An 18592-nucleotide genomic window follows, 5' to 3' on the forward strand; every position below is an offset into this window, starting at 1 on the left:
CACGATGTTGCCATTGCGCACCTTCGCCCTCGCCGCCGGCTGCCTGCTGTTTGCCGGACATCTTTCGGCCGCCGAACCCAAGCGCCCCGAATGCATCGCCCCGGCCTCCCCCGGCGGCGGCTTCGACCTGACCTGCAAGCTGGCGCAAAGCGCCCTGGTCAACGAAAAAATCCTCAGCAAACCCATGCGTGTCACCTACATGCCCGGTGGCGTCGGCGCCGTGGCCTACAACGCCGTGGTCGCCCAGCGTCCAGCCGATGCCGGGACCCTGGTGGCCTGGTCCAGCGGCTCGCTGCTGAACCTGGCCCAGGGCAAGTTCGGGCGTTTCGATGAAGGCGCCGTGCGCTGGCTGGCGGCCGTCGGCACCAGCTACGGCGCCATCGCGGTGAAAAGCGACTCGCCCTACAAGACCCTCGATGATCTGGTCAAAGCCCTCAAGGCCGACCCGAGCAAGGTGGTCATCGGCTCCGGCGGCACCGTCGGCAGCCAGGACTGGATGCAGACCGCGCTGATCGCCAAGGCCGCCGGGATCAACCCACGCGACCTGCGCTACGTGGCCCTCGAGGGCGGCGGCGAAATCGTCACCGCATTGATGGGTGGGCACATCCAGGTCGGCAGCACCGACATCTCCGACTCCATGCCACATATCCAGAGCGGCGACATGCGCCTGCTGGCGGTGTTCGCCGAGAAGCGCCTGGATGAAGAGGAAATGAAGAACATCCCCACCGCCCGGGAGCAGGGCTACGACATTGTCTGGCCAGTGGTGCGCGGCTTCTACCTGGGGCCGAAGGTCAGCGACGAGGACTACGCCTGGTGGAAAGCCGCCTTCGACAAACTCCTGGCCTCGGAGGAATTCGCCAAGCTACGCGACCAGCGCGAGTTGTTCCCCTTCGCCATGACCGGCCCGGAACTCGACACCTATGTGAAGAAGCAGGTCGCCGACTACAAGGTGCTGGCCAAGGAATTCGGCCTGATCCAGTGATTGTCTTCGCCTAGCGTTCGTGCCCCTCGCCGGGGGCACGCCAGAGGAGCTCGCCCCATGCTTTTACAACGACTGTTCGCCGCCGTCTTGCTGCTGGCCTGTACCGGCCTGGCACTGATGGCCTGGCCCTATCAAGCGGCCTTTTCCTATGAACCCGTCGGCCCGCGCGCCTACCCGCTGCTGATGCTCGGCCTGATGGGCCTGGGCCTGCTGTACCTGCTGTTACGGCCCACGCCCATCGTGCACAGCGAAGACGAGCCGCCGTTGGACCGCGAGACCCTGCGCAAGATCGGTCTCTGCGTGGTTCTGCTGCTGGTTTTCGCCGGCACCTTCGAAACCCTGGGCTTTATTCTCAGCAGCATCCTGGTGGGCATCCCCATGGCGCGTCTGTACGGCGGCCGCTGGTTGCCGGGCACGATCGTCATCGGCCTGATGAGCATCGGGCTTTATCTGTTGTTCGATAAAGCCATGGATGTGCCATTGCCCCTCGGATTGCTCGACGTACTGGAGAACTGATATGGATACTTTAGGTTATTTGGGCCAGGGCTTCGGCGTCGCCATGACCCCCTACAACCTGGTAACCGCCTTGTGCGGCACCCTGATCGGTACTGTCGTCGGCCTGTTGCCAGGCCTCGGCCCGATCAACGGCGTGGCCCTGCTGATTCCGATTGCCTTCGCCCTCGGCCTGCCGCCGGAGTCGGCGCTGATCCTGCTGGCGGCGGTGTACCTGGGTTGCGAGTACGGCGGGCGGATCAGTTCGATCCTGCTCAATATCCCGGGTGAAGCCTCCACCGTGATGACCACTCTCGACGGTTACCCCATGGCTCGCCAGGGCCTGGCCGGCGTGGCGCTATCGCTGTCGGCCTGGAGTTCGTTCATCGGCGCGTTCATCGCCACCTGCGGCATGGTGCTGTTCGCCCCGCTGCTGGCGAAATGGGCAATTGCCTTCGGTCCGGCGGAATACTTCGTGCTCATGGTGTTTGCCATCGTCTGCCTGGGCGGCATGGCCGGTGATCGACCGCTGAAAACCTTTATCGCCGCACTGATCGGGCTGTTCCTGTCCAGTGTCGGGATCGATGCCAACAGCGGCGTCTACCGTTTCACCGGGGACAATATCCACCTCACCGACGGCATCCAGTTCGTCGTGCTGGTGCTGGGCCTGTTCTCCATCAGCGAAATCCTCCTGCTACTGGAGAAAACCCATCGCGGCCAGGAAGCGGTGAAAGCCACCGGGCGGATGATGTTCAACTTCAAGGAAGCCGCCGCGGTGTTCACGGTGAACCTGCGTTGCGGCGTACTCGGCTTCATCATGGGCGTGCTACCGGGTGCCGGGGCGACACTGGCCAGCGCCGTGGCCTACATGACCGAGAAGAAAATCGCCGGCGCCGACGGTAAGTTCGGCCGCGGCGACAAGCGCGGCCTGGCCGCCCCGGAAACCGCGATCGGCGGCGCGGCCTGCGGCGCCCTGGTGCCGATGCTGACCCTTGGTGTTCCCGGGTCCGGGACCACGGCGGTGATGATCGGCGCGCTGTCGCTGTACAACATCACCCCCGGCCCGCTGTTGTTCCAACAGCAACCGGATATCGTCTGGGGCCTGATCGCCTCGTTGTTCATCGCCAACGTCATGCTGGTGATCCTCAACATCCCGATGATCCGCCTGTTCACCCGCATCCTCGCCGTGCCGAACTGGGCGTTGGTGCCGGTGATCGCCATCATTACCGCCATCGGTGTCTACGCGGTACACGCTACCACCTTCGACCTGTTCCTGATGATCGGCATCGGCATCTTCGGCTATATCCTGCGCAAGCTGGACTTCCCACTGTCGCCGATCCTGCTGGGCTTTATCCTCGGCGGCCTGATGGAGTCGAACCTGCGCCGGGCGCTGTCGATCTCCAATGGCGCGCTGGAGATTCTCTGGTCGAGCCCGATCACCGCAAGCGTCTGGGGCCTGACCCTTGTCATGCTGCTGATGCCGCTGCTGCGCATCTGGCGCAAGCGTGCCGCCGAGCGGCGCGCCCTGGCCAATGCCTGAGAAAACCTTTGGGCTGGCGGAGCACACCGCTGGCCTGCCTACCACTCGTCGCCACTGTCATTTCTGACAGCTAGCCAGTCCCTTCCTCCCGGCGTTGAATAATCCCACGACTCGCCATCCGGGCTTTCGGGTCGCTTCCTGAATTCCCGAAAGGTGCCTCGTCATGAACGATGATTCCTCCCTACCTGCATCCGATGTCATCGACCCCCTGTCCTCATCCGAGCAACAGGCTCCCAACTTCGAACGCGAACCGCAACCCGAGCGCCGCGCCTTCAACGACCTGGTCATCGAGGTCCTCGGCCAGCGGTCGGTGATCGGCGCCGATATCGGCGTCAACAAGGCCGCCCTCGACCTCTATTACCCCGAAGGACTGCTCTGTTACCTGCATCCCTATCTGGACCAGAAAGAAGGTGACTTCGTCGAGCTGTTCTGCGGCGATCCCGATGACCCGGTAGCCTTTACTACTGTGTCCAAGGAAGAGGCGGACAAAGGCGCCAAAATCCCCCTGTTCATTTCTTATGCTCACCTGCCCGAACAACTGATTCAGCCGCTGTTCTTCCGCCTCACCCGCTACACCGGCGGCAACCCCGAATTCACCCCGCTCTACAGCCTGCTGGTCGACATCACTCCACCCGCCGGCCCCTACGACCCCGTGCCCAGTACGCCCTGGCATGAAGAGTTCGCCCCGCCGCTGCCGCCGCAATTCGTCATCGATTATGGCGTCGACAAGGACACCGCCGAGCGCGGCGTGCCCTTCACCATCGATCCCTACCCTCTTGACGAAGGAGCCCCCCAGAGTTGGCGCATGGCCGAGTACGACAAGATCCGCCTGTACATCGGTGGCGTCCTGGTCACCCCGGTGCATACCGTCACCTGGGACGAAGCCAACAATCGCCGGCCCCTCACCATCACCGCTTATTACGAGACCTGGCTCAAGGTTCCCGACGGCCAGAAAGTCGTCGAGTACCAGGCCATCGACCAGTGCGGCAACTACTCGGTGAAGTGGTCGCCGCAGACCGTGCTCAAGGTCAATATCGGCAACGACAGCCGGCCCCGCCTGCCCTACGCCTATATCGACGAATCCGACCTGGGCGAGGTCTTCGATACCCTCGATTATGATCGACTCGGCGAAGACAAGGACGCCACCATCGTGGTCACCCAAGTCCGCCAGGGCTATCAGATCGACGATGCCTTGCGCATTACCCTGGAGGGCCGCACCGCGGATGGCGCGCCCGTGCGCGAGGTTATCGACTACCCGATTCCCGATGATCAGATCGGCCGTAACAGCGATATCCCCTTGCGCAACCAGGTGGTGCGCGATCTGGTCGGTGGCACCGCCGTGCTCAGTTACGAACGGATCCGCAGCGGCAGCGCTCCGCAACCGTCGGAAGTGACCCGCCTGGCGATCATCGGCAGCACGCTCAGCCTGCTCGCCCGCCCCCAGGTACTCGAAGCCATCGGGGATTTTCTCGACCCAGCCTCCTTGCTGGCCACTGTACAGATCACGCCCTACATGGGTCAGCGTTCCAGCGACCGCGTCGACCTGTACCTGTTGGGCACCCGCGCCAACGATGACCTGAAGTTCTGGCATTTCTTCAAGATGGCCGGCAGCGACACCGAGCCAGTGCTTTTCTACCTGCAACACGACCGCGACCTGGATATCGCCGGGCTCAACGGCGGCACCCTGGATGTGCATTATCTGGTAACCAACGCCGAGGGCGAGCGTAAATCCCAGCATGCCGTGCTCAATGTCGGCGAAGCCACGGCGACCTTGCCAGCACCGGACGTGCCCGAAGCCCCCGGCGGTGTGCTCGACCCGGAATCATCGACCCGTGGCGCCACGGTAGTGGTGCCCAGGACCGCCAACCTGCAAGAAGGCGATCTGCTCAACGTGTACTGGCAGGGCAGCAAACCCGGTGGCAATTTTATCCATCGCGACTTCGAGGTAACCCGCGCCTGGCTCGACAGCGATATCCCCTTCCCGATCGAACGCCAGTATGTCGATGCCAACAAGGGCGGCTCGGTCAAGGCGTTCTATATCGTCAAGCGCGGGCGTGACCCGGTGCAATACTCCCATACCTTCAACCTCACCGTCGGCATCGACCTGGCGCTGGAAAAACCCGAAGTACTGGAAACCACCGAGCCACGTGGCAATGTGCTCAACCCGCTCAATGTGCAAACCGCCGTCACCGTGCGAGTGCGTTACGAGATGGAAAATGCCGACAGCATCCAACCCTACTGGAAAGGCGCCACCGATTCCGGCACCCCGGCCATTACGCCAAAACCGGGAAATGCGGCCCAGGGCTATGTCGACTTCACCTTGTCCGGCGCTACCGCCGTGGGGCCCAATCTCGGCAAAACGGTGAACGTCAACTATGAGGTGACGCGCTCAGGGGCAACCAAACCTTCCAACGTACTGGATCTGATGATCCAGACCATCGCCGAAGCCGACTTGCCCACCCCACGCGTCTTCGCGGACAGTGTCGAAGTGCTGGGCGACGAACTGGATATCACCAAGAGCATCATGATCCGCGTCGATGCCTGGCCTTTTTTCGCACACCGACAACATCTGGAAATCAAGCTGGAAGGTACCAACGCTTCCGGCGGCAGCCACAACACGACCCTGGTTTCGTTCAGCAACTATGTGAACTCGCAAGAGTCAGTGCAACGGTTTGTGTACCGAGGGCCAATCCCGGCCACTTACCTGAACCAACTCGGCAATGGCACCACGCTCAGGGTATTGTTCAAGGCGGCGGTCAACGGCGGAACGAATATTGGAGATGCATTAGCGTTCCCAACACGTACCCTGACCGTCACAAATGAGGTAAAACCGGTTATTACTGGCGTGCACACTTCCACGGGAGCTTCTGTCCCTCACAACGGCACTACCGACCAAAGAAGTCTGACGCTGTCCGGCACCGCAACGCCCAATTCCACCATCGAAGTACGCGACGGAACGACAGTCGTCTTGAGCACTTCGGTTAACGGCTCCAGGGCCTGGAGCGGCGATATCAATAACTTATCGGAAAAAAAATACAATCTCGTCGCCAAGATCGTCGGCGGAACGTTGTCGTCCGATACCAGGAGCTTTACGGTACAAGCCGCCGAGGTGAAACCGGTTATTACGGGCGTGCACACTTCCACAGGCGCTTCAGTCCCTCACAACGGCACGACCGACCAAAGAAGTCTGACGCTGTCCGGCACCGCAACGCCCAACTCCACCATCGAGGTACGCGACGGGACGACACTCGTCCTGAGCACCTCGGTTAACGTCTCCAGAGCCTGGAGCGGCGATATCAATAACTTATCGGAAAAAAAATACAATCTCGTCGCCAAGATCGTCGGCGGAACGTTGTCGTCCGATACCAGGAGCTTTACGGTACGAGCCGCCGAGGTGAAACCGGTTATTACGGGCGTGCACACTTCCACAGGCGCTTCAGTCCCTCACAACGGCACGACCGACCAAAGAAGTCTGACGCTGACCGGCACCGCAACGCCCAACTCCACCATCGAGGTACGCGACGGGACGACACTCGTCCTGAGCACCTCGGTTAACGTCTCCAGAGCCTGGAGCGGCCATATCAATAATTTATCGGAAAAAAAATACAATCTCGTCGCCAAGATCGTCGGCGGAACGTTGTCGTCCGATACCAGGATCTTTACGGTACGAGCTACAGTGACGCCACCGGCGCCGCCGACCATCACGGCGCTCTATGATCATAAGATGAATGTCTGCCCTAATGGCGGCACTAGCTCTTCATTGTTCTTTGGCCGCTATGAGGGCAGAGGCGCATATGGCCAACGCGTTGTCCTTACCGTCAACGGAAACAATCACATCCCGGCCATCACAGTCGGGACAGATGGTAGTTGGAGCTACGGCATGACGTTCGACGGTATTGGGCTCCCTAAATATACGGTAATAGCTTCGTATGTAGATTACCCCCAGATCCAGTCACAGCCGTATATTGTCCATAGCACCGCCAAAGCATAAGAAATTTGGGAGGCAATATGTAGAAAGGGGAGCGACGCTCCCCTTTCGTTTTCCATCATTGGGAGGAACGAATGTCCATCCGGCATGCTATAGAGCTATGCACTATGGCAACGATCTGATACCCTTCCCAAGGACTGTCCCATCGCAAAGAGGCCTCTCCATGTCCCAAGGAACCATCTTCATCAATAACCGCACGCAGAACATTCGCATCCCTGCGGATATGCGATTTCCGGCTGATGTCAAAACGGTTACCGTGCGCGCGGTTGGACGGGAGCGAATCATTTCGCCGGTAGAAAACACATGGGACAGTTTTTTTCTCGCTGGCGAACCGGTATCAGACGATTTCATGACTGAGCGTGCGCAGCAAACGCAAAAAGCCAGAGAGTCGTTTGATGATTAAGTACCTGCTTGATACGAACATCGTGATCTACGTGATCAAGCGCCGTCCCATCGAGGTGCTGGAAAAATTCAATGCCAATGCCGGCCGGATGGCCATTTCCTCGATTACGCTGGCGGAACTCATGCACGGCGCGGAAAAAAGCCAGCGGGTTGAAAAAAACACCCGTGCCGTTGAAGACTTTATTTCCAGGCTCGACGTTCTGCACTACGACGAAAAGGCTGCCTATCACTATGGCTCCATTCGTTCCGACCTGGAGAGGAAAGGCATCACCATCGGCGTCAATGACCTGCATATTGCCGGGCACGCCAGAAGCTGCGGCCTGGTGGTGGTCACCAACAATGAAAATGAATTCAAGCGAGTCAATGGTCTGATTGTCGAAAACTGGATCACTGAGTAGTTATCACCCTCCCGTTTGATCCGAAGCGAAGGTGCATCGATCGATGCCCTTTGACCACTCGTCGCCACTGTCATTTCTGACAGCTAGTCAGCCCCTCCCCCCAGGCGTTCAATAATTCCCACGACTCGCCATCCGGGCTTTCGGGTCGCTTCCTGAATTCCCGAAAGGTGCCTCGTCATGAACGAAGATCCCTCCCTGCCCCTGTCCGTCGTCGACCCCCTGTCTTCACCCGAGCAACCGGCGCCCAACTTCGAGCGCGAGCCGCAACCCGAGCGCCGAGCCTTCAACGATCTGGTCATCGAGGTCCTCGGCCAGCGCTCGGTGATCGGCGCCGATATCGGCGTCAACAAGGCCGCCCTCGATCTCTATTACCCCGAGGGGCTGCTCTGTTACCTGCACCCCTATCTGGACCAGGAAGAAGGTGACTTCGTCGAGCTGTTCTGCGGCGATCCCGACGATCCCGTGGCCTTTACCACGGTGTCCAAGGAAGAAGCGGACAAGGGTGCCAAAATACCCCTGTTCATTTCTTATGCTCACCTGCCCGAACAACTGATCCAACCACTGTTCTTCCGCCTCACCCGCTACACCGGCGGCAACCACGAATTCACTCCGCGCTACAGCCTGCTGGTCGACATCACCCCACCCGCCGGGCCCTACGACCCCGTACCCAGCACGCCCTGGCATGAAGAACTCGCACCACCGCTGCCACCGCAATTCGTCATCGATTACGGCGTCGACAAGGACACCGCCGAGCACGGCGTGCCCTTCACCATCGATCCCTACCCCCTCGACGAAGGAGCTCCCCAGAGTTGGCGCATGGCCGAGCACGACAAGATCCGCCTGTACATCGGCGGCGTCCTGGTCACCCCCGTGCATACCGTCACCTGGGACGAAGCCAACAATCGCCGGCCCCTCACCATCACCGCTTATTACGAGACCTGGCTCAAGGTTCCCGACGGCCAGAAGGTCGTCGAGTACCAGGCCATCGACCAGTGCGGCAATTACTCGGTGAAGTGGTCGCCGCAGACCGTGCTCAAGGTCAATATCGGCAACGACAGCCGGCCCCGCCTGCCCTACGCCTATATCGACGAATCCGACCTGGGCGAGGTCTTCGATACCCTCGATTATGATCGACTCGGCGAAGACAAGGACGCCACCATCGTGGTCACCCAAGTCCGCCAGGGCTATCAGATCGGCGATGCCTTGCACATTACCCTGGAGGGCCGCACAGCGGATGGCGCGCCCGTGCTCGAGGTCATCGACTACCCGATTCCCGATGACCAGATCGGCCGTAACAGCGATATACCCTTGCGCAACCAAGTGGTTCGGGATCTGGTCGGTGGCACCGCCGTGCTCAGCTATGAACGGATCCGCAGTGGCAGCGCCCCGCAACCGTCGGAAGTAACCCGCCTGGCGATCATCGGCAGTATTCTCAGCCTAATGCCCCGCCCCCAGGTACTCGAAGCCGTGGGGGATTTTCTCGACCCAGCCTCCTTGCTGGCCACTGTACAGATCACTCCCTACATGGGTCAGCGCTCCAGCGACCGCGTCGATCTGTACCTGCTGGGCACCCGCGCCAACGATGACCTGGAGTTCTGGCACTTCTTCAAGATGGCCGGTAGCGACACCGAGCCGGTGCTTTTCTACCTGCAACACGACCGCGACCTGGATATCGCCGGGCTCAATGGCGGCACCCTGGATGTGCATTATCTGGTAACCAACACCGAGGGCGAGCGCAAATCCCTGCATGTCGTGCTCAATGTCGGCGAAGCCACGGCCACGTTACCGAAACCGGACGTGCCCGAAGCTCCCGGCGGCGTGCTCGACCCGGAATCATCGACCCGTGGCGCCACGGTGGTGGTACCCAGGACCGCCAACCTGCAAGAAGGCGATCTGCTCAACGTGTACTGGCAGGGCAGCAAACCCGGTGGCAATTTTATCCATCGCGACTTCGAAGTGACCCGCGCCTGGCTGGATAGCGATATCCCCTTCCCAATCGAACGCCAGTATGTCGATGCCAACAAGGGCGGCTCGGTCAAGGCCTTCTATATCGTCAAGCGCGGGCGGGATCCGGTGCGTTACTCCCATACCTTCAACCTCACCGTTGGCATCAATCTGATACTGGAAAAACCCGAGGTACTGGAAACCACCGAGCCACGTGGCAATGTGCTCAACCCGATCAATGCGCAAACCGCCGTCACCGTGCGGGTGCGTTACGACATGGAAAACGCCGACAGCATTCAACCCTACTGGAAAGGCGCCACCGATGTCGGCAGCCCGACCATCGCGCCAAAACCGGGAAATGCGGCGCAGGGCTATGTCGACTTCACCTTGTCCGGCGCTACCGCCGTGGGGCCCAATATCGGCAAAACGGTGAACGTCAACTATGAGGTGACCCGCTCCGGGGCAACCCAACCCTCGAATCCGCTGAACCTGACCATCCAGAACCTGCCAGTATCGGACCTGCCGCCCTTGCAGATTCTCCAGGCCAACGCCGGCCAGATAGATGTCAACGGTAGCGTGACCTTCCGGGTCGATGCCTGGCCGTTCTATCGTCAGGGTGACCGGGTCTGGCTGTCGCTGGAAAGCGACAACCCGGATGGAACGCTCAATCGGTTGCCGATCTGGACTGCCTCGCCGATCAATGCCACGGAATTCAATCAGAAATTCCTGACCCGAATCATTACCAGCAACGTCAGCCACGCCGATTGGCTACGGACACTGGAGCACGGCAGCGAATTGCGCGTGATCTTCAAAGTAGTGTTCGGCGGCGGCAGCAACGAAGCAGAGGCACTGGTGTTCCCGACGCTCGTACTACGAGTGGAAAATAATCAGCGCATCCTGCAGGCAGCGATCATGCGCGAGGCGGATCTGCTTAACGACACGCTCAACCTGGTGAAGCCTGTCAACGGCGTCACCATCGAGGTGGATTATCAAGGCATGCAGCTACAAGATCAGATCACCATGGTCTGGGAAGGCACCTCCGGAGCGGGCTCCACATCGCAAAACAAAACGGTCACGGCATTGGGTCCGCAGACATTTTCGGTGAGCAATACAACGATTACGCCCAATCATAATCGGGTGATACGGATCTATTACCGTGTACTTCCCGCTGGCGCAACACAGGAAATTCCGCCATCGCCCGTTCGGACCATCTCCATCGTCAACATTAAAGTGACTGGCCGTGCCATTTACTTCGACAATACGACATTTCATACTTTCCGAGTAACAGCCCCATTCAACCTCATTTCTGTAGATCCCAGCACTCCAGATTATACGGTGCTGCTAGCCACCGATACGGTCAGCGCCAATAGAGTTACTAAAATCCGTGAGGCCGAATCAAAGCCGACGTACGTATTCCTGATCAATCAAATCGGAAGCGAGCCTTCTCCAACATCAAACTTGAATCCCACTAACGTCCCTGGAATCTGGTACCGGTATATCACCACTAACGGTGGCCCAGCACCCGTAACAGGACCAAGAGGTCCCAGTGCGGAAAACCCTATTTTCACAAACGATCTGAGTAATACCGTTAAAGTTGAGTTCATGAAAATAGGCACAGTGACTCGAGGTACGATCGGGGCCGGCACTCTCTTGGAGCTCTTTATCGGGGAAAACAGGCTTCTCTTTACCAGTTTCATACTTACCAACAGTATCACCTTTGCTCCACGATAACTAAAAGCTGCTCCGCTGCCCCAATCAATTGCACTCAAGAAAAACAAAAAGAGGAAGCCAAGGCTTCCTCTTTTCGTTTACACGGAACTCTTACCAACTATAGCGAACCCCAACATTGGCCCCCCAGGGCTGATCGACTTTCTCGCCCTTGCTGAAGTCCAGGTCGGCGTGCATTTGCCACTTGTCCGACAGGGATACCGCCACACCGGTGCCGATCTCCACGCGCGACCCCGAAAGGTCGTTGTGGAAGGTGTTGTCGTTGACCTGCACCTTGTTGTTCTTGGCGAACTCCTGCACGAAGGCACCGCGAATATAAGGCTGGGCCACTCGACCGTCGCCGATGTCGAAGTTGCGTCCGCCGGTCACGCCGGCCTTGCCGAGCAACGACAGGGTACGACCGTTTTCCGCCTTCAGACCGTTATCCAGCGTGTAGTCCTTGCCACCCACCGCCATCGCCGAGAGCTGTACCGCCGGCTCGACGAAGTAGTCGTTGTCCAGCTTGATATGACGCCCGAACTCACCGGAAACGCCCACACCCACATCCTTGTAGCGGCCCTTGGCGGTCTTGCCGTCACTGAGCGCCACCGTGGACTTGTTGTGGAAGCTGTTGAGCTTGGCGACACCGTCGAAGTAGTAACCGCTCTGCTCATCCAGCCAGGTGGCATAACCACCGATATAGGTGCTGTGCACCATGCCGCTGGTGCCCCGGCCCAGGTTCAGGTCGGACTTGCTGTAACCGCCCATGACACCGGCCAGCCATTGCCCGTCACCGACCGGCAGGCGTCCGTCGGCACCGAGGGAAATGCCTTGCTGGACCTGGTCATAGGCTGCGCCCTCGCCGGTATCGACCTTGTGCTTGTTGCCATAAGTGCGCACCCAGCCACCGCTCTGGCCGCCGTTGAAGCGCAGCTCACCCATGCGCGAACGCAGGGAAGTCAGTTCGCCATACATCACGGTTGGCGCGACATTGGCCAGGGCCAGGATCGACGCGGTGCCAGGGCTGATGACCTTGGTCGACGGATCCAGGTGCCAATCACGGCCATTGTCGTCGCCGATCAGGCTGTAGGAGTAGGTCCCGACATCGACCCGATCACCCACCAGGCTGAAGGTCGCGCCACCGTCGGCGGTGTGCGCCACGTGCAGGCGGTCCTCGGACAGCGGGTCGGCGCCGCTGCTGCTGATCAGCAGCTTGTGCGCGCCCTCGGAGGTCCCGGTGACGTTGAGGAAATCGCTCTGCAGATGAGCGAAGTCGGCGGTCATGATAAAGGTGCCGTTGCCCGCGAGGTTTGCCACATCCAGCTGATAGAACGCACCCGGGTCGCCGAACTTGACGTTGCCGCCGGCCATGGTCAGGTCACCGATGCTCTGGTGGTCGGTCATGACCCAGGTGGCGTCGCTGTTGATCGCCAGGGTGTCGACGTTGTCCAGGCGACCGGTCAGGATCGAGCCGTTGTTGAGGGCTACGTGGGCGATGCCGCCGGCGTCCTTGACCAGATCGCCGGTCATGGAGGCACCGTCAAGGCCCAGGTTCAGGGTGCTGGCATCGCCGATCTGGATATTGCCGGTCAGGGCGCTGTTGGCGACACGCATATTGGCGTTGGCGCCATTGGTCAGCTCCACCATGTTGCCGTTGCTACCGGTAAGCGTCGAGCCATTGCGCACGTCGATCTCGCCGGTAACCGCAGTGTTCAGCAGAATCGCCGGACCGCTCAGGCCAATCACCTGGCTGTTGTCCAGGATCAGTTCAGGCCGCGTACCGCTCGGGGAGTTGCTGTCACGGGTCATGAGCACACCATTGGTGGCGCCAGTGATCAGGCTGCCAACGGCCGTGGTCTGGCCACCGCGCAAAATCAAGCCTTCACGACTCTGACCGGTCACGGTGGAGTTGTTCAGCAACAAAGTACTGAATTCCGTGACGTTGGCACCATAGGTCGCCCCGGTGATCGTGCTGTTATTCAGCACGGCTTCGGAGCCCGTGGTGGACGAGGGGTTGCGTACAACATCCAGGCCGCCGGCCATGGTGCTGGTAATGCTGGAGTCGGAGATCGTACCCCGGCTGTTGGCCAAGCTCATGGCGACTGTCGGACCGGTGGACCGAACCCGACCACCGTCCATGTTCAACGTGGAGCCCGTCATTAACCGAATATCACTGGTCCTGCCACCTGGCTGGACATTCAAGGTGCCACCGTTTCTCACAATATAGCTGTCCGACAGCATGGAAGAGGTGACATTAAAGGTTTTGCCATCGACCTCGGTGGCAGCAAAAGCCTGCCCGCCCAGAAAATACAAAGGCGCGATAGCCATCAACTTGATGGATGTAAATAAACGCGTGTGCTGAAAACGTGGAGTGTTGATCTTACTCATGTCATGCGGCTCTCATAAAAGTTCCAGTTAGAACCCGGATCCCCGTATCGAATAGGTCTCCGTTTTCAAGGCCGCCAGACTACAGATCGGATTAACCTACCTATGTAGGATTTTTCCTAACAACAAGTAATAAAAATACTAGAAATACACACCCAAAAAACACGTTTTCGGTATGACCATCACTTTAACTGACAAATGCAGTAACCTGATGAAGCGGACTCAACACCTTGAAACAGCAACATCCGGATAGCACGCTACCCGGATGTTGCTTCAACATGTTTCAACCTCGCTAACCGCCTCGCGTGGCGCCCGGCACGCAAGTCCCCGTAGTGGAGCCGCTACGCACATCCCATTGGGCCCGCACCTCATCGGACGTACCCCGATCACCATTCGATGGGCGATAAAGGCTCCAGGTGACTCCGACATAACCCCTGCCCCCCGTCGCCGTATACAGGGCGAAATAGGGTAAGTCCATGACACGGGTAAAGCCATCCTGGATATCGCTGAGCCTGACTTCATACTCGGAAGTTTCCACCTCGCTTCCGGGTACCAGTGCAATAGGGTTGAAGGTATACCGGACCGCATGAACAATGACAATATCGCCAGGCTCCAACGTGGTATTGTCGAAAATCCTGATCGGCACACCCAGCCAGGGGGTATGGGCACACAGAATGGCACCCGTGGTGGCAGATACTCTTTCGAAAACAGGATCCGCCAATCCTTCCAACAGGAAAATACGGACACTGACATTCACCGACGGAGAATCTTTGTAGTTCACCGCATTCTTGATCTTGTAGTAAACAGGTATATCACCGTTGCCAAACAAATCAATTGTGTCCCAGGGAATATTCAATGACACCTGAAAGTCAGGGTCCTCGGTTCCCAGTACTGTATAAGTATCGGTCAATTCCCCTCCCCCCGTACCGTAATACAGCTCAATGGTCTCGCCCGCCAAATAACCGGGATAGATGGTAAAAGTCGCGGTGGCGTTGTCCCCCCGGTCGGCCGGGATCAGGACGTTGTCCATCTGGGAAGTACCTTTTACCAGCGGATGCTCAAGACTCGGGTCTTCGGGACCTGGCCCGGGGTTGACCACTCCCGGCTCCGTCAGGTTGACCTCGACGGAAGCTGGTGGAGCGTCATAATCATCCCTACCGCGCCTCACAAGGTACGTCACATCGGCGTCATACTCATTGCCCGGATCTGCCACCACGTTATAGTCGGCGGTGAATTCCAAGGGAAATAACGGTGACAGCCCAAGCCGCTGGTCACCAATGTATGCACCGTGCCAATAGCAATAGACCACATCATTTTGCAAAAAATCGGTGAAGGCCCGTACTTGCACCACCACGCCATTGCGCGCCATTTCCTTGTTGATCAGCGGCGCGCCCACGACATCCGGAGGCAGCAGACCAGTAGGCGGATTATTGAGTTGAACATTAACCGTCGTCGGAAACGAGGTCTGTGTAAAATTGCGCGCCCGATCCGCTATTTCATAGGTGATCGCCTTGTCACCCTCTCCACGGTTCGTGATGATAAGAGACGATACGAAGACGGTAATCGGCCCCGTATCGGGGACATCGCCTTCCAGGGTGGGCGTGGGGCTGGTCCCCCAGCGTATTTGCCAGGTGTCGCCAGGCCTGCTGTCCAGTGGACGCGGGATAGTCAGCGTAATGCCGTTACCATGACTACTCAGGTACTCGGGCGTGATGGTATTTCCGGGCAAGTCCATAGGCAGTATGATCGCCGCCGGTTGATTGTTGAGATTGGGGTCGATAGCGTCTACAAATACAGTGAGCGGCGGATCAGACTCCGCTGTGTTTTGACCGTTCAGCGTAACGATATATTTAATATCTTTTTCTCCATGCTGCTGGAGCAAAGAGGATTTGATAGTGATTGATACCGGATTGTCCGTGATGGGACCTGGAAAGTCGAAAATACCGACCGGGCGGGTTCCAATGTAGGCGACAATCGTGTCCTCCTCCCCATCCTCCGCCGAATTCGGCCACAGTGGAATATCAAGGTCCAACCCGTTCAACTGAGCCTCGACAGGAACAACATTAGTCTGACTGTCGCCGGGTACATCCTCCAGAGTATTGGTCGGGATTGGGGGCGCGGCGGGTGGATCATCATCCACCAGCAACCCATTTTTAGCAGAGATAGTCTGTTGCTTTGACATGTTTGCAAGCTCCTTGCGGAAGCGGACAAATCCCGGGCCGAACAAAGCCGTGGACGAACGCCCAAAGGATGTCAGGATGAAAAAAGTACTGCCATTCAACAACGCGCGGTGGGTGAGTCAGGGACTGACTCTTGCGCTGAAGTCAAAGTCATTAAACAAATATCTGGTGACCGGCGAAACTGTCAGTATTGACAGGTGCCAAACCGTCGAAAATATGCATCGTCCAAATGCGTTGTATTTTCTTCAGGGTGATCAGAAAAAAGCCGTGTATCATAACATTGAGTAACAAACAAGTATCGCGCTACTCCAAATCACTCTAAATAATTCGATGAGATTCAACGGCAACGCACACGCCCTCAACCGGATGTCGGATGGGCTGGATGGACGCTATCAGCCCAGTATGAAAAGGCTGAATTCAAGACGATTTTCAACGAATATCCCCCGGGGAAAATCGGAAGGGCCCCTGGCCCCTCCGATAGACAGATCACCGCAGGTCGAACGCCTCAGTCCTCTCCAAGACAAGGCGGACTGTTGGAGCGAATCAGGCTGATAGGCAGCAATTTCCTAGCCGAGTTGCCCACCCCGCCCTGTGCCTTGATCAGCCTGTAACGTACAACCGCGCAGCCATTCGCCGGGCTGTCCGAGCCCTCGACTGGCTTGATCAACCCCGGAAGCTTGACGTAAGGATCAAAGGGCACCGTGAAGATATAACCATTGAGGGCCTCCTCAGCCGTCAAGGTATGTGTGAACACCTCCACCGTTTCCGGAATGACCGGGGCGTTGTTGTTGGTGCCCGCATGACCGATCCAGGACAGCTCTATCTTGTCATCCATCGCCAACCGCGTCGGGTCACCCGGTATTCTCACCCGAACCCCTAGCCAGGGCAGGTGCGAACAGTTGATAAACCCCGATCCGGATCCTCCGGAATTGGAAACATCCGGAAATTCGAGGGCCTTGAGGCCGGTGATGGGGATCACGTTGACGTTGACGGCGGTGTCGGGCGCGCGCTGTCGGTTCACACCGTTGAATGTCCAGTAGTAAGCCTGTACCACGGCGTTGCCAACCGGCTCGACAAGTGTCCAGGGAATGAAGAACTCCACTTCATCATCCTCTCTGTCACCGACCTGTACGGTGTAGGTATCCACCGGAGTCGGATGCGCGGCCCACATTAGTTCGAGCACCTGACCCGGATGCGGATCGGCATACAGGGGTACAACCACCCGAACCGGCCTGCCGATATCGGCATCGGTGATGATGTTGTCACCGGTCATGCCTTTGATCGTCACCTGTTCGAGCCAAAGGTTGATCGGGTCGGGGTTACCCGGGTTGACCGGGCCGGCAACAGTCAGATTGACCGGCACGAATCGTGGATCGGAGGGCCGTGCGATGGAGGTCCCCCGACGCCAGGTATAACGGGCCAGTACGGTGCCCGGCGTGACCTCGAAGCCCCCAGCGGACAAGGTACTCCAATCGATAGCGACCCTCTGTGGCCAGGTCAGCGAGGCGTCGTACACGATCACTGGCAGAGCGAGCATGTTCCAGGAAGGGGTAATGACATCTCCATCCTCAAGATTGAGGATCTGGTCGATGAACATATAGACTCCACCCGGGGAACGGGCATCCTCCAGATCGATCAGCCCATCGTCGGCTTGCGGCACCCGGACGGCAGGCAGCATCACGGGAGAAGCGGTCAGGTCCACCTGGACCAGCGTGCGGTCGGAGCGTGCCCCGGTGTTTTGCGCCCTGTCGATCAAGTAGTAATACGCCGTGAACTCACCGTTACCATTGCGGTGAATTACATCACCCTCAAAGACCAGCTCGACAGGCGCGCCGTCCTTGTGCGCTTGCTCGATTTCCACGCGGGCAACCGGATCGATATCTCGGAAGGGCAAACGTTCCCAGTAAGCCTCGACCACATCCTCAAGGCGCATGTCGGGCCAACGCTCCACAGTGGCGACCACCCGATCACCATTGTCCGCCAGATAGTCATCGGTGACCCCATCCCTTTCCACCTCCGCCGGGAACTTCAGTTTCCGACCTGGCTGGTCTTGATTGGGACCTTCCTTGTCGATGTTCACATTGATCGGATATGAGGGATCGGTGGGATTTCCGGGTACCAGTTGGACCACGTAACGCACCTGATGCGGGCCGGGGACAGCCAGCTTGAGGGCGGGAATGAACCCGGGGAACGGAATGATTTCGGGACCATAAGGCGCCTCTACTGTTCGCGAGTCAACCGGGTCGGGCTCATTGTCCCAGTAGAACTCGACGGTAGTGATTTCACCGGGGTCCAGCGCCCCCGACCCGCCCCACAACTCAACCACCTCGACCCGCAAGGGCCGTGACTGCGCCAAGCGGGGTATGAGATAGGCCGACTCATCCTCCAGAAGCGGCAACGCATCAGGAACATGAGGTTCCTTCAGCATCCTGGGTGTATTTTTGTCCTCATCGGAAGATCCCTTGGCCGGCGGCTTGACGATAGGCATGTCTGTTCTCCTTGCTAGGTTGATCAACGAAGCGGCCGTTGACCACCAAGTTGGCGCATGACCAACCGACAAGGCCGTAGGAGAAC

General features: G+C 58.7%; 11 protein-coding genes. 8 read left to right on the forward strand and 3 right to left on the reverse strand.

Annotated features, from left to right (window positions below):
* Window positions 1–4: 4 nt before the first annotated feature.
* From PFEN_RS13770 to PFEN_RS13800, 7 genes are all read left to right on the forward strand, one after another.
* Window positions 5–982, forward strand: a complete 978-nt coding sequence (locus PFEN_RS13770) for a Bug family tripartite tricarboxylate transporter substrate binding protein (RefSeq protein ID WP_191487363.1) — start codon at window positions 5–7, stop codon at window positions 980–982.
* Between the two features lie 57 nt (window positions 983–1039).
* The gene (locus PFEN_RS13775; RefSeq protein WP_191487364.1) at window positions 1040–1498 is read left to right on the forward strand and encodes a tripartite tricarboxylate transporter TctB family protein; all 459 of its coding nucleotides are present in this window, start codon (window positions 1040–1042) and stop codon (window positions 1496–1498) included.
* A gap of 1 nt (window position 1499) precedes the next feature.
* Entirely contained in the window at window positions 1500–3014 is a 1515-nt protein-coding gene (locus PFEN_RS13780; RefSeq protein WP_191487365.1) for a tripartite tricarboxylate transporter permease, read from the forward strand.
* 163 nt (window positions 3015–3177) lie between these two features.
* Window positions 3178–7005 (forward strand): hypothetical protein, encoded by a 3828-nt coding sequence (locus tag PFEN_RS13785; RefSeq protein ID WP_191487366.1) that lies wholly within the window; start codon window positions 3178–3180, stop codon window positions 7003–7005.
* A gap of 160 nt (window positions 7006–7165) precedes the next feature.
* Entirely contained in the window at window positions 7166–7405 is a 240-nt protein-coding gene (vapB, locus tag PFEN_RS13790) for a type II toxin-antitoxin system VapB family antitoxin (protein WP_191487367.1), read from the forward strand.
* Entirely contained in the window at window positions 7398–7802 is a 405-nt protein-coding gene (vapC, locus tag PFEN_RS13795) for a type II toxin-antitoxin system tRNA(fMet)-specific endonuclease VapC (protein WP_191487491.1), read from the forward strand. Before vapB ends, vapC begins: the two co-directional genes overlap by 8 nt.
* Before the next feature lie 177 nt (window positions 7803–7979).
* Window positions 7980–11477, forward strand: coding sequence for a hypothetical protein (locus tag PFEN_RS13800; RefSeq protein WP_191487368.1), 3498 nt, complete (start codon window positions 7980–7982; stop codon window positions 11475–11477).
* A 90-nt stretch (window positions 11478–11567) separates the two neighbouring features.
* Here the strand turns inward: PFEN_RS13800 and PFEN_RS13805 are convergent, their stop codons facing one another.
* Window positions 11568–13781, reverse strand: a complete 2214-nt coding sequence (locus tag PFEN_RS13805) for an autotransporter outer membrane beta-barrel domain-containing protein (protein WP_191487492.1) — start codon at window positions 13779–13781, stop codon at window positions 11568–11570.
* 349 nt (window positions 13782–14130) lie between these two features.
* Window positions 14131–16020, reverse strand: coding sequence for a hypothetical protein (locus PFEN_RS13810; protein WP_191487369.1), 1890 nt, complete (start codon window positions 16018–16020; stop codon window positions 14131–14133).
* Between the two features lie 76 nt (window positions 16021–16096).
* Between PFEN_RS13810 and PFEN_RS13815 the strand changes: the two genes are divergently transcribed.
* Entirely contained in the window at window positions 16097–16306 is a 210-nt protein-coding gene (locus tag PFEN_RS13815) for a hypothetical protein (RefSeq protein WP_191487370.1), read from the forward strand.
* A gap of 217 nt (window positions 16307–16523) precedes the next feature.
* Here PFEN_RS13815 and PFEN_RS13820 read toward each other — a convergent pair whose 3' ends face one another.
* The gene (locus tag PFEN_RS13820; protein ID WP_191487371.1) at window positions 16524–18506 is read right to left on the reverse strand and encodes a hypothetical protein; all 1983 of its coding nucleotides are present in this window, start codon (window positions 18504–18506) and stop codon (window positions 16524–16526) included.
* Between the last annotated feature and the right edge of the window lie 86 nt (window positions 18507–18592).

This window comes from Pseudomonas sp. FEN, assembly GCF_904067045.1.
Lineage (GTDB): Bacteria > Pseudomonadota > Gammaproteobacteria > Pseudomonadales > Pseudomonadaceae > Aquipseudomonas.

What these genes read in the sequence shown, in the direction of transcription:
- vapC (WP_191487491.1), top strand. Translation starts at nt 7,398, where the DNA reads ATGATTAAGTACCTGCTTGATACGAACATCGTGATCTACGTGATCAAG.
- vapB (WP_191487367.1), top strand. Translation starts at nt 7,166, where the DNA reads ATGTCCCAAGGAACCATCTTCATCAATAACCGCACGCAGAACATTCGC.
- PFEN_RS13805 (WP_191487492.1), bottom strand. Translation starts at nt 13,781, where the DNA reads ATGGCTATCGCGCCTTTGTATTTTCTGGGCGGGCAGGCTTTTGCTGCC.
- PFEN_RS13770 (WP_191487363.1), top strand. Translation starts at nt 5, where the DNA reads ATGTTGCCATTGCGCACCTTCGCCCTCGCCGCCGGCTGCCTGCTGTTT.
- PFEN_RS13810 (WP_191487369.1), bottom strand. Translation starts at nt 16,020, where the DNA reads ATGTCAAAGCAACAGACTATCTCTGCTAAAAATGGGTTGCTGGTGGAT.
- PFEN_RS13820 (WP_191487371.1), bottom strand. Translation starts at nt 18,506, where the DNA reads ATGCCTATCGTCAAGCCGCCGGCCAAGGGATCTTCCGATGAGGACAAA.
- PFEN_RS13780 (WP_191487365.1), top strand. Translation starts at nt 1,500, where the DNA reads ATGGATACTTTAGGTTATTTGGGCCAGGGCTTCGGCGTCGCCATGACC.
- PFEN_RS13815 (WP_191487370.1), top strand. Translation starts at nt 16,097, where the DNA reads ATGAAAAAAGTACTGCCATTCAACAACGCGCGGTGGGTGAGTCAGGGA.
- PFEN_RS13775 (WP_191487364.1), top strand. Translation starts at nt 1,040, where the DNA reads ATGCTTTTACAACGACTGTTCGCCGCCGTCTTGCTGCTGGCCTGTACC.
- PFEN_RS13800 (WP_191487368.1), top strand. Translation starts at nt 7,980, where the DNA reads ATGAACGAAGATCCCTCCCTGCCCCTGTCCGTCGTCGACCCCCTGTCT.
- PFEN_RS13785 (WP_191487366.1), top strand. Translation starts at nt 3,178, where the DNA reads ATGAACGATGATTCCTCCCTACCTGCATCCGATGTCATCGACCCCCTG.